Here is a 14,942-nt window from a genome sequence, read left to right as displayed (position 1 = left end):
GATGAACTGGCTCACCCGCACCGTCCTTCCGAAGATCCGCGAATTCACCACCAAGAAGGACACGCCAGACAATCTGTGGACCAAATGCCCGAACTGCGGGCAGATGATCTATGCCAAAGAGCTGGAGGAGAACCAGCGCGTCTGCCCGAAATGCGACCATCACATGCGCATCGGGCCGAAGGAGCGTTTCGCCGCTCTGTTCGACAATGGCGAATACCAGACCATCGAATTGCCCGACGTCGTGCAGGACCCGCTGCATTTCCGTGATTCCAAGAAGTATCCCGACCGCCTGAAGGATGCCCGCGCCAAGACCGGCATGAAGGATGCCTTCGCTGTCGCTCATGGCACGCTGCAGCAGCAGGATGTCGTCATCGCCGTCCAGAACTTCGCCTTCATGGGCGGCTCGATGGGCATGGCAACGGGCGAGGCGCTGATCGCCGCTGCCAATCTGGCGATCACCCAGCGCGCGGCGCTGATCGTGTTCTCGGCTGCCGGCGGCGCACGCATGCAGGAAGGCATCCTCAGCCTGATGCAGATGCCGCGCACTGTAATTGCGGTGCAGCGCCTGCGCGAAGCGCATCTGCCCTTCATTGTCGTGCTGACCGACCCCACCACCGGCGGCGTCACCGCCTCCTATGCCATGCTGGGCGACATCCAGATCGCCGAGCCGGGCGCGCTGATCGGCTTTGCCGGCCCGCGCGTCATCGAGCAGACCATCCGTGAAACGCTGCCGGAAGGCTTCCAGCGCGCCGAATATCTGCTTGAGCATGGCATGCTCGACATGGTCGTGCATCGCCACCAGTTGCGCGAGACCTTGGGCCGCATCGTCAGCCTGCTGCTCGATCCGGCGCCGAAGGCGGATGTCGTTTCCCTGCCGCGGCCGGGCCTGGAGATTCCGCCAACCGGGGAGATTCCGCATGGCGCCCCCGGCCGACGCCGCCGCTGATAGCAGCGCCGCGCTCGATGCGATCCTGCAGCGCCTGATGGCGCTGCATCCCAAGGCGATCGATCTCTCGCTCGACCGCATCCTTGCGCTGCTGGCCAAGCTCGGCGATCCGCATCTGCATCTGCCGCCGGTCTTCCATGTCGCCGGCAGCAAGGGCAAGGGCTCGACCACTGCCTTCCTGCGCGCCTTCGCCGAAGCCGCGGGTTATCGCGTTCATGTCTATACCTCGCCGCATCTGGTGCGCTTCAATGAGCGCATCCGCCTGAACGGCAGCCTGATCGACGATGCCCGGCTGATCGTGCTGCTGGAGCATTGCGAACGCGTCAATGCCGGCAACCCGATCACCTTCTTCGAGATCACGACGGCAGCGGCTTTCCTCGCCTTTGCCGAAACGCCTGCCGATCTGGTACTGCTGGAAACCGGGCTTGGCGGCATTGCGGATACCACCAACGTCGTGCCGCGGCCCCTGCTGACAGCGATCACGCCAATCGGCATCGACCATGTGCAGTTTCTGGGCTCCACGGTAGGCGAGATCGCCATCGCCAAGGCCGGCATCATCAAGCCCAATGTACCCTGCGTGGTCGGGCCGCAGCCCGAGGAAGCAGAGGCCGTGATCGAGGCGAGAGCGGCCGAATGTCATGCACCGCTTTACCGCCATGGCCGCGAATGGCTGGTGCAGGCCAGCGACGACAGCTTGCTATGGGAGGATCGCGCGCATGCCTTCCGCCTGCCGCGCCCGGCTCTTCCGGGCCCGTATCAGATCGGCAATGCCGGCGTCGCCATCGCCTGCGCGCAGCAGCTAGATGGCTTCAGCATCCCCGAAACTGCGCTTGCGACAGGCCTGCGCTGTGTCGAATGGCCAGCGCGCATGCAGCGCCTGACCAAAGGCCCGCTGATCGAGGCGCTGCCCGCCGGCACCGAATTGTGGCTGGATGGCGCGCATAATGCGATGGCAGGCGAGGCTCTGGCCGAAGCCCTGCGGGAACTGTCGCCCAAGCCGACCTGGCTGGTGGCCGGCGTGCTGAACACCAAGGATGCCACCGGTCTGCTGCGCCCGCTGGCGCCGCTAATGCGCCAGGCCTTCTGCATCGCCATTCCCGGCGAAGCCAACAGCCTGCCAGCAGACGACCTGACCAGGGCAGCGCTGGCGGCCGGCCTCGATGCTCAGCCGGCGGCGAGCCTGCTGGCCGCCATGCAGGCTGTGTCAGACAGCATTCGGGCCGATGCAGCTTCCGCCACCCCGGCCCGTGATAATCATGCTCTGGATACTCATACTCGGGTTGTCATCACCGGCTCGCTCTATCTGGCAGGCCGGGTGCTGGCCGAGAATTCCTAGATCGTCGAATTCAGCCACTCGACGATGCGGCTTTTCGGCATCGAGCCGACCTTGGTGGACACCGGCTTGCCGTCCTTGAACAGGATCATGGTCGGGATGCCGCGCACGCCGAATTTCGACGGCGTCATCGGGTTCTCGTCGATATTGACCTTGGCAACTGTCAGCTTGCCGGCCATCTCGCCGGCGATCTCGTCCAGCGCAGGCGCAATCTGACGGCACGGACCACACCACTCGGCCCAGAAGTCGACCAGGACCGGTTGGGAGGACTTCAGCACATCGCTTTCGAAAGAGGCATCGGTAACTTTGGTCGGTGCGGACATGCGGAATTCCTCGTTGAATGAAATGGCCGGATCGAATCCGGCGATGGCAGTAAAGGTAAGAACCGCACTCCACACCGTCAAGCATAGGATAAATATTTGATTTATTGTGTAGATTTGGAAAATTTCGGAAAAATGGGCTGGACTCGGCTCTGCCGGGTTGTTACAAACGGAAATAGCTTGTGAAGGTCTTAACCGGCGCGGAGGGCGCGCCGTCAGGGGGTTTGATGGCCGGGGGGCCAACCCGCAATCTGCTGGCTTTTGGCCGTAAGGTCGCGCTTGCTTCTGCCTTGGCTCTGGCGCTCAGCGCCAGCATGGCGGTGGCATGGGCGCCCGTTGTCCAGGCCCAGCCCCGCGCCACCGGCAACCAGCCGGGCAAAAGCCAATCCGGCAAGAAATCGGCCGCGCCGGTGCCGGGCGCCAAGCCCGCCGCCGCCCCGCGCAAGCAGAAATCCGCCGAGCCGGCGCGCCGCGCCGTGAATGCCGAGAATATCGATTTCAGCATCGACGGCCGCCGGGTACGCATCGACGTCGTGAAAGCAGAAAATGCGTCCGAAGTCGAGAAGACGCCGGCCGTGCTGATCCTGCATGGCGCCCGGGGCTTAGGCGACGGCACACTGTTCTACCCGCAGGCCAAGGCTTTGGCCGAACGCGGCATCTCGGCTTTCGTGGTGCATTATTTCGACGGCATTCCACACAGCCACAAGGCGGCGCCCACCCTGCATGACGAGCGTGAGCGCGTTATTGCCGAGGCCGTCTCTTACGTCTCCCAGCAGGATTACATCGACCCGGACCGGATCGGCGTGTTCGGCCTGTCGCTGGGCGGCTTCCATGCGCTCAGCCTGGGCAGCCGCGATCCACGCATCCAGGCCGTGGTGAATGTCGTCGGCGCGATGCCGGCGGAGGTGCAGCGCCGCGGCGTGCATCACATGCCGCCAACGCTGGTGCTGCATGGAGACAAGGACGCCACCGTGCCGGTGCGCCGTGCCTATGAGCTGGCCAGTCTGCTGGATCGGATCGGCGCCGAGCATGAGGTGATGATCTACAAGGGCCAAGGGCACACCTTCCGCGGCGATGCGCGGGAAGACAGCATTACCCGCACGGTCGACTTCTTCGAGAAGTATCTCGGCACCGACCGCGGCCTCCTGGACAAGGAACTGGAGCTTGATATCGCGCTGGCGCCGGTGGTGGCCGAAAGCGAAAGCCTGCCGATCCGCGAACTCACCATTGCGGATGAAATGCTCTGGGCGCGGGGCGAACGTCAGGCTGCCCCGAGTAACTGACCTAGCAAAAAACAGATTAAAAGATGGGGGCCGCCGATCGTCTCGGCGGCCTTTCCATTTCAGGATTGAAACAGGCTTGAAGGTCGGCCTTAGGCGGCCGTGGCTTCGTCACGTTCGCTGGCTCCGCCTTCGGCTGGCGTTTCCAACGCAGCCTCAAGCTCCATCTCCAGGCTCGGCTGCTCGCCATCGCCGGAGGCTTGCGCCTGCGCCTGCTGCGGCTGCTGTTGCTGGGGCTGCTGGTTGTTGTTGCCGCCGCCGCCATTGGCAGCGCGCTGAATCGGAGCGATACCCTGTGCCAGCATGATCCGGTAGTAATGCTCGGCATGCTGGAGGTAATTCTCCGCTGCAATCCGGTCCCCGGCGGAATTGGCATCGCGGGCCAACTGGCAATACCGCTCGAAAATGGTGTTGGCGGTGCCGCGAATCTTCACATCGGGGCCGTTGGAATCGAAATTCCGATGGGCCCCATTCATACCACCGTTACCGTGTGGCCGACGGCCCTGGGGGCGGCCGCCACGTTGACGATTCTTGTTCACAGGTTCATCTCGCTTTTTTCAGCAAATAGCGCATTCAGGCGGATTGCGCACACGCATCGCAGCGCATAACTCGCGCGCGAAGCGGACGGCCTCTTGAGATCGGTTCCTTGCCGATCCGACACATCACACGATGTGAAGAGGCGATGACGCCGCCTGCCTTATGCACCCCCCGGTCACTGCTCTTGGGCGTGATTCCTTGGGGCCGCGTCATCCCACAGCCCCAAGATAAGCGCCGCCGGGGCGGCTGCCAACCCTTTTTTGTCAGGAATCTAGACCACTTTGCGCGCCGTCACCGTACGTCCGATCCCGGCCAAGTCGGGCTTGACCGCGATTTCCACCAGACCTGCTGCCTGCAGCAGGCCGCTGACTGCGACATCTTGTCCCTGTCCCACTTCCAGCGCGACGATCGCGCCGGGATTGGCCAGACGAACGATATCGGGGATCAGTCGGCGATAGGCATCCAAGCCATCGGCGCCGCCATCCAGAGCCAGCCTCGGCTCGTGCAATGCCACTTCCGGCGCAAGTTTGGCGATAGCCGCCGCCTCGATATATGGCGGATTGCTGAGCAGAATGTCAAAAGACTCATGCAGGCCACTGCCCCAGTCGCCTTCCTGAAACTGTGCGCGATGCACCAGCCCTAAACGCTGCGCATTCTTCTGCGCCACCGCCAAAGCAGCAGCCGAACGGTCGATACCCAGTCCCGTCGCCTCCGGCAATTCATGCAGCAGGGCCAGCAGCAGACAGCCCGACCCGGTGCCGAAATCCACAAGCCGCAAGCGGGCCGAACGATCCGCAATCTGCGCAAGTATGGCTTCGATCAGCGTTTCGCTATCCGGCCTGGGATCGAGCACATCGGAATTGACACAGAATTCCAGGCTCCAGAATTCGCGCCGTCCCAGGATATGCGATACCGGCTCACGCTGAAGGCGGCGAGCCAGCATCTGCGCAAAACTCGCCTGGACTTCAGGCGCAATCTCGCGATCCAGCTCGATGCGGATTCTGTTGGCATCCAGGCCTGCGGCTTCTGCCAGCAGCAGCACGGCATCCTGGCGCGGCCCGTCGATGCCCGCCGCCTTCAATTGCGCGGTCGCCTCGGTCAGGACCTCACCGATTGTTGCCATTTATGCGTTGAGCTCGGCGAGCCGGCTGGCCTGATCCTCGTTGATCAGCGCCTCGATGATCTCGTCCAGTGCCTCGCCCGTCATCACCTGCTCGATCTTATAGAGCGTCAGGTTGATGCGATGATCGGTGACACGGCCCTGCGGAAAGTTGTAGGTGCGGATGCGCTCCGACCGGTCGCCCGAGCCGACCTGCCCCTTGCGCTGCGCGGCGCGGGCGCTTTCCGTCTTCTCGCGCTCGGCCTCATAAAGCTTGGCACGCAGGATCTTCATCGCCTTGGCTTTGTTCTTGTGCTGCGAGCGCTCGGTCTGCTGCGCCACCACGATACCGGTCGGAATATGTGTGATGCGCACGGCGGAATCGGTGGTGTTCACATGCTGGCCGCCGGCGCCGGACGAACGATAGACATCAATGCGCAGATCGCTTTCATTGATCTCGATATCGACATCCTCGGCTTCCGGCAGCACGGCGACGGTTGCCGCCGAGGTGTGAATGCGACCCGAGGCCTCGGTTTCCGGCACGCGCTGCACGCGATGGACGCCGGATTCGAATTTCAGCCGTGCGAACACGCCGCGACCCGAGATCGTCGCTACCGCTTCGCGAAAGCCGCCCAGTTCGGTCTCGGCGATATTCTCCACCTCGAAACGCCAACCATGCTGTGCGGCATAGCCGCGATACATCTCGAACAGATCGCGCGCAAACAGCGCCGCCTCGTCGCCGCCGGTGCCGGCGCGCACTTCCAGAATGGCGTTCTTCTCGTCGGCTGCGTCTTTGGGCAGCAGCAGGATCTTCACCCGCTTTTCAAGTTCCGGCAGCGCCGCCTGCGCTTCCTTCCATTCGGCTTCAGCCAGCTCGCGCATCTCCGGATCGGCGGAGGGATCGTCGCGCATCGCCACCAATTCGGCGACATCCTGACGCATCTTTCGCCAGTCGCGGATGGCCTGCACCAGCGGCTCGATCTCGGCATATTCCTTCGACAGCTTGACGAAGGTGTCGGCATCCTGGCCGCCGGCGGCCATCTGCGCCTGCAGCATCTCGTAACGCTCGATCACCTTGTCGAGCTTGGCTTCCGGCAGGCCGGAATTTTCCATGATCAAGCCTGCAGACGCTTCAATTGTCCAACCAGCATGTCACGCGGCACTTCAGTCTGCGCGCCGCTGGCAAGATCGCGCAGCACGACGACATTCTTCGCCATCTCATCGCCGCCGATCACCACCGCGGCAAAGCAACCGAGCTTGTCGGCGCGCTTGAAGCGTTTGCCGGCATTGCCCTTATAGGCCAGCTCGACCGGAATATCGTTGCGGCGCAGTTCGGTGGCGATCTTCAACGCTTCAGCTTCCGCTTCGGCGCCGATCGGAACCACAGCGATCACCCGCGGCGGCACCGGCAGCGGATTGCTCAGCAACACCAGACGCTCGATGCCGCCGGCCCAGCCGATGCCGGGGGTCGGCGGTCCGCCAAGCTGCTCGATCAGGCCATCGTATCGCCCGCCGGCGAGAACGGTGCCCTGCGCCCCCAGCATCGTGGTGGTGAATTCGAACGCCGTATGCGTGTAGTAATCCAGGCCGCGCACCAGACGCGGGCTGACAGTGAATTCCACGCCGGCATTGCCAAGGCCGTCCTTTACGGCGTTGAAGAAATCGCGCGCCGTGGGGGTGAGGAATTCCTCAATCAGCGGTGCATTGGCAACCAGCTTCTTGTCGCCCTCATCCTTGGAATCGAGGATGCGCAGGGGGTTCTTCTCCAGGCGGCGGCGGCTGTCTTCCGACAGCTTGTCGACATGAGCGCTGAAGTAATCGACCAGAGCCTTTCGGTATCCGACGCGGCTTTCCGGATCGCCCAGCGTGTTCAGCTCCAGCACGCATTTGTCGAGAATGCCCAAACGGCGCAGGATTTCGGCAGCCACCGAAATCACCTCCACATCGGCCTCTGGCTCGGCGGCGCCGATCACCTCGACGTCGATCTGGTGGAACTGGCGCTGGCGGCCTTTCTGCGGCCGCTCGAAGCGAAACATCGGGCCCCAGCCGAAGGCCTTGAACGGCACATGCTGCTGCAGGCCGTTGGAGATGAAGGCGCGGCAAATACCGGCGGTGTATTCCGGCCGCAGCGTCAGCTCCTCGCCGCCCTTGTCGGTAAAGGAATACATCTCCTTGGACACAACATCCGACGTCTCGCCCATCGAGCGGGCAAAGACATCGGTGAATTCGATGATCGGCGTCGCCATCTCGCGATAGCCGAACAGCATCGCGGCGTGCCGCGCGGTATCCACCACATGGCGGAAGCGGGCATATTCGTCGGGCAGAATGTCGTGCGTGCCGCGCACGGGCTGCAACTGGGCCACGGCGTGTCTCCGATGGGTTGGTAAGTGGCTAAGAGGCGGCGTCGGCCGCCTGATCAGAATCTTGGGCTGCTGCCTTAGCGGCCTCGATGGCCTTTGCCTTGGCTTCGACCAGCTTGACCAGATGCTCGACGATATCCTCGTTCTGCAACCGGTGCGCCGGCTGGCCGGCGAGATAGACCTGATGCGTGTTCTTGCCGCCGCCGGTGAAGCCGATATCGGTTTCGCGCGCCTCACCCGGGCCGTTCACCACGCAGCCGATCACGCTCAAGGTCATCGGCGTAGTGATATGGCTCAAACGCTTCTCCAGCACTTCAACTGTCTTGATGACGTCGAAATTCTGCCGCGCGCAGGACGGACAGGAAATCACGTTGACACCGCGATGCCGCAGGTTGAGCGACTTCAGAAGATCGAAGCCGACCTTGACCTCTTCCTCCGGCGGCGCCGACAGCGACACCCGCAAGGTATCGCCGATGCCCGACCACAACAGCATGCCAAGGCCGACCGACGACTTCACCGTGCCCGCGCGCGGGCCGCCCGCTTCAGTCACCCCGATATGCAGCGGATAGTCGCAAGCCTCCGCCAGTCCCTGATAAGCGGCAACGGCGAGAAACACGTCGGACGCTTTGACGCTGATCTTGAATTCGCGGAAGTCGTGGTCTTCCAGGATGCGCGCATGATCCAGCGCGCTTTCCACCATCGCTTCCGGGCAGGGCTCGCCGTATTTCTCCAGCAGATGCTTCTCCAGCGAACCGGCATTGACGCCGATGCGCATCGAGCAGCCGTGGTCCTTGGCGGCCTTCACCACTTCGCGTACGCGCTCAGCGCTGCCAATATTGCCGGGATTGATACGCAGGCAGGCTGCGCCCGCCTCGGCTGCCTCAATGGCGCGCTTGTAGTGAAAATGGATGTCGGCGACGATCGGCACGCGAGCTTCGCGCACGATCTGCTTCAGCGCCCTAGTCGAATCCTCGTCGGGGCAGGAGACGCGCACGATATCGGCACCGGCCTCCTCACAACGGCGAATCTGCTCCACCGTCGCCTTCACGTCGGGCGTCGGCGTATTCGTCATCGTCTGCACGGTGATCGGCGAATCGCCGCCCACCGGTACGGAACCGACGAAGATTTTCCGCGATTTGCGGCGCTGGATATCGCGATAGGGTCGAATGCTCATGGGCTCAGTCCGCGAGGCCCCGTCGGCCTGCGCGGCGCGCGTAACATGGCCTCTTTGTCCTGCCGTGGCAAGTGCAGTGGCCGTCCGCCCTTGCTTTAGCCCAGCCTCAGCCCTGCTGTTCAGTCATGGCGGTTTTCAGCCGCTCCGGGTCCAGCACGATGCCGCGCTTGACCTCGCCGCTCGCCCCCAAAGCCGGCAGGGCCTGGCCGTCCACCACGATCCGCACGCCGCCGGCATTGCCGGTCAGCAGCGTCAGCCCCTCGCGGTTCGGCACCAGATAGCGTTCGCCGGTATTCAGCAGCCGGGTGAAGATCTGCTCGTTATTGGGGCCGCGGACCTGAATCCAGGATGGCGCCGTGGCCTCGACGCGGATACGCGCCTCGCTTTCCGATACACCATAGCTGGCCGGGGCACTGCTGGCCGGGTCGGTAGCCGATGCAGCAGCCTCCGTGGCCGGGGGGTCGCTCACCGCCGCCGTCTCAGTCGACGCAGTGGCCTCAGCCTCTGGCGCCGGGGCCGCGTCGGTTGCAGATGCGGTTTCCGTCTGCGGCTGCTCCGATGATTCTGCCGGCGGCGCGGCGGGCGCCGGCGATGGCGCCACAACGGCCGATGCAGCCGGCAGCGACGGAGCATCGGTGGCGGCAGCCGGCGGCGGCGCCACGGAAGCCTGCGGCACGGCGGCAACCGGCGGTTCAGGCGACGGCGCAACGGCAGGCGCAGTCAACGGCGCGGCAGGCGCAGGCTGCGGCAGCGTCGCCGGCGCGATCGGCTGCGAGGCGGGGATCAGATCGGCCAAATGAGCCGGCACCGCCTGGATCAGCTCATGGCCGAAACGCAGCGCCTCCTGATGCCGGTACCACAACGTATAGACGATGCCGGCCAGCACCAGCGCACCCATTACCAGCCACAGCCGCGGCGTGCGCTCTTCCGGCCGCGGCATCGGGAAATTCAGCACCGGGCGGTGCGGCGCGTCGCTGGCTTCGGCCTGATAGGTCTTCAGCACCTGCTCGGGGTCGAGGCCAAGAAACTCCGCATACTGACGGAGGAAACCGCTGATATAGACGGCGCCGGGCAATTCGGAGAAACGGCCTTCTTCAATGGCCTCGAGATAAGGCCGGCGGATACGCAGACGCGACGAGACATCGGTCAAGGCAAGACCGCGCCGTTCACGCACCACCTTCAGGCTATGACCAACCCCCTCGTAGCGCTCTTCAGGAGCCGCGCCTGCAGCAGTTAGCTGGTTCGCAGACTGCGTTGTCATGATCTTCCACCCACCCCTCATTGGCATGTCTGCCATGCTGGCCCATCTTAAGGGAAAGATGAGGCGGGGTCAGCCTTTTCAAACAATTACACCGTTTTCGCGAGCGAATTCTTCAAGCGGCGCGCGCAGGCTTCGCTCGGATGACTGGTAAAGCGTAGACATGAATTCATGCAGCCGTTGAACGTCTAGGCTGCGCAGCATTTCCTTCACCGGGCCCACGGCATTGGCGGGCATGGAAAGCCGCCGGAAACCAAGCCCGATCAGCGCCATTGCTTCCAGCGGGCGGCTGCCCATTTCGCCGCACAAGGTGATCGGCTTGCCAGCCGCATCGCATTGCTGCACCACCCAATGCAGGAAGTTCAGCATGGCCGGGCTGAGCGGATCGTAACGGTCCGCCAGCTTCGGATTGCCGCGGTCGGACGCGAACAGGAACTGCATCAGGTCGTTCGAGCCGACCGAGATGAAATCCACCAGCGGCAGCAACGCATGCAGCTGCCAGGCCAGCGCCGGCACTTCCAGCATGGTGCCCACCGACACCTTGATCGGCACCGGCTTCTTCAAGGCAACCAGACGCTGGATCTCCTTGTCCAGCAGACGGCGCGCGCGGCGGAACTCGTCCACCTCGGCGATCATCGGGAACATGACATGCAGGCTGCGGCCCGCCGCCGCTTCCAGCAGCGCGCGGAGCTGCACCTTGAGCAGGGCCGGACGATCCAGCGCCAGACGGATCGCGCGCCAGCCCATCGCCGGATTCTCTTCCGGATGCTTCACCAGATAAGGGAGCACCTTGTCGCCGCCGATATCCAGCGTACGGAACACCACCGGTCGGTCGCCGGCATGCTCAATCACGCGGCGGTAGATTGCGGTCTGCGCCTCCGCCTTCGGCAGGGTCGGCCGCACCATGAATTGCAGCTCGGTGCGATAAAGCCCGATGCCTTCGGCATTGGTCTCGTCCAGATGATTGAGATCGATCAGCAGGCCGGCATTGATCAGCAGCGAGATCGGCACGCCGTCCTTGGTCACCGCCGGATCGTCACGCTGGGCGGCGTATTTCGCCAGCCGCGCCTTGCGCAGGCTCAGAGCCTGCTGGAAGGCGGTGACGACATCGGGCGCCGGACGCACGAAGACCTGCGCATGATCGCCGTCCACCACGACCGGATCGCCCGGCTCGACGCGGTCGATCACGCCTTCGACGCCGCCGATCACCGGGATCGACAGCGCGCGCGCGACAATGGCGACATGGCTGACGCTGGAGCCTTCCTCCAGGATCACGCCCTGCAGCTTGCGCCTATCGTAATCGAGCAATTCCGCCGGCCCCATCGTGCGCGCCAGTAGGATCGCATTGTCGGGCAGGTTTTCGGCCGCCGAATGCGCCGGCTTGCCCGCCAGATGCAGCAGCAGCCGGTTGGCGAGATCGTCCAGGTCCGCCAGCCGCTCGCGCAGATAGGGATCGGTGATCGCCTGCATGCGGTGGCGCGTATCGCCCTGCACACGCAGCACGGCTGCCTCCGCTGTCAGGCCGGATTCCACCGCCTGGTGCAGCTTGGCCAGCCAGCCGGTGTCATGCGCGAACATCTTGTAGGTTTCGAGCACCTCGCGGCTCTCGCCGACGATGTCGCTATCGGGCGCCTCCAGCATGCGGTTGACCTGATCGCGCATCGAGGTCACCGCCGCATCAAGGCGCTCCTTCTCATAAGGAATGTCGTCGGCAATCGTCTTTTCGACATGCACGCGTGGCTCGTGCAGCACGGCGACGCCAATCGCCAGACCTTCCGCCAGCATGCGGCCATCGGCGCGGAACGGCGCCGTGGAGGCGCGCGAGGACACCGCCAGATCCTCGCCGCCGCTGAGTTGGCCCGAGGCGACCATCTCCGCCAGCACCATGGCGATGGTCTCCAGCGCCTCGACCTCCTCGTCGGCATATTGGCGGCGGGTCTGGTTCTGCACCACCAGTACGCCGATCACGCGATTGTCGCGCAGGATCGGCACGCCCAGCAGCGAGTGATAGATTTCTTCGCCTGTCTCCGGGCGGTAGGCGAATTGCGGATGGTTCTGCGCATCTGCCAGCGCCAGCGGCCGTGCATGGGCGGCGATGTCGCCCACAAGACCCTCGCCCACTTTCAGCCGCGTCTTGTGCACGGCATCGGGGTTCAGACCTTCGGTGGCGTAGAGTTCGAGCTCGTCGCGGCGCAGCAGATAGACGGAGCAGACTTCCGCCACCATGTTGGCGGCGATGTTGCGCACCACCCGGCCCAGCCGTTCATCGACGGTGCCGGCCTCCGCCATCACTTCGCGAAGGCGGCGCAACAGGCCGCGCGGTCCGGGCGGCGGTGCCCGGCCCGGCGTCACGGCCTATCTCCGCTAACTATCGGAGCGGCTGATCTGGCGCGCCCTCCGTGCATCGGCCCCCCGCGATCATTCGGCGTCGAGTCCGAAGGCGGTATGCAGGGCACGCACCGCGAGTTCGGTGTAGTCCGCGCTGATCAACACGCTCACCTTGATCTCCGACGTGGTGATGGCGAGGATGTTGATGCCCTTCTCGGCCAGCGCCTTGAACATGGTATGCGCCACGCCCGCATGGCTGCGCATGCCCACGCCGACGACCGAGACTTTGACGACGTTCTTGTCGGGGACCAGCTTGGCCCAGCCCAGGCTCTTTTCCTGCTGCTCGAGGATCTTCACGGCGCGGTCGAGATCGCCGCGGCCCATGGTGAAGGTCAGGTCGGTCTTCTTGCCGTCCTCGGAGATGTTCTGGACGATCATGTCGACGTTGATGCCGGCGTCCGACAGCGGACCGAAGATGCTGGCGGCGATGCCGGGACGGTCGGCCACGCCGATCAGGGTGACCTTGGCCTCGTCGGCCGAATAAGTGACGCCGGAAACGATCTGCTTTTCCACGATCTCATCCTCATCGACAACGAGCGTGCCGGGCGTATCGGCGAAGCTCGACAATACTTGCGTCCGCACGCGATGGTTCATCGCCATCTCGACCGAGCGGGTCTGCAGCACCTTGGCACCCAGCGAGGCGAGTTCCAGCATCTCCTCGTAGGTGATCTTATCCAGCTTGCGGGCTTTTTTCACGATGCGCGGATCGGCCGTGTATACGCCGTCCACGTCGGTGTAGATGTCGCAGCGGTCCGCCTTCAGGGCAGCCGCCAGCGCCACCGCCGAGGTGTCCGAGCCGCCGCGGCCCAGGGTCGCGATGCGGTCGCCAGGCGCGATGCCCTGGAAGCCCGCCACCACCGGCACCACGCCGGCTTCCATGTCCTTGAGCATGGCGTCGCCTTCGATGGTCTCGATGCGGGCCTTGCCATGCATGTCATTGGTGCGGATCGGCACCTGCCAGCCCTGCCAGGAGCGCGCTTTGACGCCCACAGCCTGCAGCGCGATCGAGACAAGACCGGTCGTCACCTGCTCGCCCGAGGCGACCACGGTATCGTACTCGCGCTGGTCGTGCATCGGGTCGATCTGCTTGCAAAGGTCCACCAGGCGGTTGGTTTCGCCCGACATCGCCGAGACGACGACGGCAACCTGGTTGCCGGCCTCGACCTCGCGCTTCACCTTTGCCGCGACATTCTTGATCCGCTCGACCGAACCGACCGACGTGCCGCCGAATTTCATCACCAAGCGCGCCATGTCGCTCGATCCTATTTTACTATCCGTTGTCGTAAGCTGACCGGCCGGAACTTGCCGGTAGAAGGCGGGTACTTAATACTCTTTGCGCCGTCCGGAAGGCAAGCCGACCGGTCGGGAAAATACCCCTTTTCCAGCTTCCGCCAGGGCATTGTTGGACACCATGACGCAAACCGCCGCCAGTATCGATCCGGCTGAAATCGCCCGCTTTTCCGCCATGGCGGCGGAATGGTGGAATCCGGTGGGCAAGTTCCGCCCCCTCCATAAGTTTAATCCGGTGCGACTCGGTTTCATCCGCGACTGCATCGCCGGCCATTTCGGCCGCGATTCGGCGGCGCCAGCCCCGCTTTCCGGCCTGCGACTGCTCGATATCGGCTGCGGCGGCGGCCTGGTGGCCGAGCCGGTGGCCCGCCTGGGAGCCTCGGTGGTCGGCGTCGACGCCTCCGAACAGAATATCGGGGTCGCCAGCACCCATGCGCGGGATGCCGGGGTGGCGGTGGACTACCGCTGCACCAGCGCCGAGGCCCTGGCGGCCGCCGGCGAGCAGTTCGACGTCGTGCTGACCCTGGAAGTGGTCGAGCATGTCGCCGACCTGGAAGGCTTCCTCGCTGCCTGTGGCCAGATGGTCAAGCCGGGCGGCCTGCTGATTGCGGCCACGCTGAACCGCACGATTAAGTCCTACGCACTTGGCATCGTGGCGGCGGAATACATCCTGCGCTGGCTGCCGCGCGGAACCCATGACTGGAAGAAATTCGTCAGACCGCATGAGCTTGCCGCGGGCCTGCGCCATGCGGGCCTGACCGTGCGCGACATCGCGGGCATCAGCTACGACCCGCTGGCCGACCGCTGGAGCCTCAGCCGCGACACCGATGTGAATTACATGATGGTGGCGATGAAGGCTTAACCGCCAGCAGCAAATGAAACAGCGGCAGTCAGGAATCGCCAGATAGCTTCCGCAAATCCCTGACTGCCGCCGCCCTCTCGAAGGCTGCTCTGGCC

Annotated in this window: 13 protein-coding genes; 4 read left to right on the top strand and 9 right to left on the bottom strand. The window is 64.2% G+C overall.

From position 1 onward, the window contains the following. Nucleotide 1 precedes the first annotated feature (1 nt). Complete coding sequence (gene accD / locus Q0603_RS06660; protein WP_298723860.1) at nt 2-946, top strand: acetyl-CoA carboxylase, carboxyltransferase subunit beta; 945 nt, start codon at nt 2-4, stop codon at nt 944-946. Next, nucleotides 918-2,282, top strand: coding sequence for a folylpolyglutamate synthase/dihydrofolate synthase family protein (locus Q0603_RS06655; protein WP_298723858.1), 1,365 nt, complete (start codon nt 918-920; stop codon nt 2,280-2,282). Before accD ends, Q0603_RS06655 begins: the two co-directional genes overlap by 29 nt. Here the strand turns inward: Q0603_RS06655 and trxA are convergent. Beyond that, nucleotides 2,279-2,602, bottom strand: a complete 324-nt coding sequence (gene trxA, locus Q0603_RS06650) for a thioredoxin TrxA (RefSeq protein ID WP_298723856.1) — start codon at nt 2,600-2,602, stop codon at nt 2,279-2,281. The two genes, Q0603_RS06655 and trxA, sit on opposite strands and share 4 nt — an antisense overlap. 224 nt (nt 2,603-2,826) lie before the next feature. On the opposite strand from trxA, the gene Q0603_RS06645 reads away from it, so the two are divergent. Beyond that, nucleotides 2,827-3,882 carry an alpha/beta fold hydrolase gene (locus tag Q0603_RS06645; RefSeq protein WP_298723854.1) on the top strand — a complete coding sequence of 352 codons (1,056 nt, stop codon included), beginning with the start codon at nt 2,827-2,829 and terminating at the stop codon, nt 3,880-3,882. An 89-nt stretch (nt 3,883-3,971) separates the two neighbouring features. On the opposite strand, the gene Q0603_RS06640 is transcribed toward Q0603_RS06645, so the two are convergent. The 8 genes from Q0603_RS06640 to Q0603_RS06605 form a co-directional block, all read right to left on the bottom strand. Beyond that, on the bottom strand, nt 3,972-4,418 hold the full coding sequence (locus Q0603_RS06640; RefSeq protein ID WP_298723852.1) for a DUF4167 domain-containing protein: 447 nt from the start codon (nt 4,416-4,418) through the stop codon (nt 3,972-3,974). 269 nt (nt 4,419-4,687) lie between these two features. Continuing rightward, nucleotides 4,688-5,539 (bottom strand): peptide chain release factor N(5)-glutamine methyltransferase, encoded by an 852-nt coding sequence (gene prmC / locus Q0603_RS06635; RefSeq protein ID WP_298723850.1) that lies wholly within the window; start codon nt 5,537-5,539, stop codon nt 4,688-4,690. Continuing rightward, nucleotides 5,540-6,628, bottom strand: coding sequence for a peptide chain release factor 1 (gene prfA, locus Q0603_RS06630; protein WP_298723848.1), 1,089 nt, complete (start codon nt 6,626-6,628; stop codon nt 5,540-5,542). A 2-nt stretch (nt 6,629-6,630) separates the two neighbouring features. Next, the gene (hisS, locus tag Q0603_RS06625; RefSeq protein ID WP_298723846.1) at nt 6,631-7,878 is read right to left on the bottom strand and encodes a histidine--tRNA ligase; all 1,248 of its coding nucleotides are present in this window, start codon (nt 7,876-7,878) and stop codon (nt 6,631-6,633) included. Nucleotides 7,879-7,906: 28 nt separating this feature from the next. Further along, nucleotides 7,907-9,049 (bottom strand): flavodoxin-dependent (E)-4-hydroxy-3-methylbut-2-enyl-diphosphate synthase, encoded by a 1,143-nt coding sequence (ispG, locus tag Q0603_RS06620; RefSeq protein ID WP_298723844.1) that lies wholly within the window; start codon nt 9,047-9,049, stop codon nt 7,907-7,909. A gap of 106 nt (nt 9,050-9,155) precedes the next feature. After that, nucleotides 9,156-10,310 (bottom strand): helix-turn-helix domain-containing protein, encoded by a 1,155-nt coding sequence (locus Q0603_RS06615; RefSeq protein ID WP_298723842.1) that lies wholly within the window; start codon nt 10,308-10,310, stop codon nt 9,156-9,158. Nucleotides 10,311-10,388: 78 nt separating this feature from the next. Beyond that, a complete protein-coding gene (ptsP, locus tag Q0603_RS06610) occupies nt 10,389-12,659 on the bottom strand; it encodes a phosphoenolpyruvate--protein phosphotransferase (protein ID WP_366132454.1) in 2,271 nt (756 codons plus the stop codon). 66 nt (nt 12,660-12,725) lie between these two features. Next, the gene (locus Q0603_RS06605; RefSeq protein WP_298723840.1) at nt 12,726-13,946 is read right to left on the bottom strand and encodes an aspartate kinase; all 1,221 of its coding nucleotides are present in this window, start codon (nt 13,944-13,946) and stop codon (nt 12,726-12,728) included. Between the two features lie 160 nt (nt 13,947-14,106). Between Q0603_RS06605 and ubiG the strand changes: the two genes are divergently transcribed. Continuing rightward, a complete protein-coding gene (gene ubiG / locus Q0603_RS06600; RefSeq protein WP_298723838.1) occupies nt 14,107-14,847 on the top strand; it encodes a bifunctional 2-polyprenyl-6-hydroxyphenol methylase/3-demethylubiquinol 3-O-methyltransferase UbiG in 741 nt (246 codons plus the stop codon). The last annotated feature ends 95 nt before the right edge of the window (nt 14,848-14,942 follow it).

This window comes from uncultured Ferrovibrio sp. (genome assembly GCF_937960835.1).
Taxonomy (GTDB): domain Bacteria; phylum Pseudomonadota; class Alphaproteobacteria; order Ferrovibrionales; family Ferrovibrionaceae; genus Ferrovibrio.
Note: the sequence above shows the minus strand (reverse complement) of the source record. Positions and strands in the feature narration are given on the sequence as shown.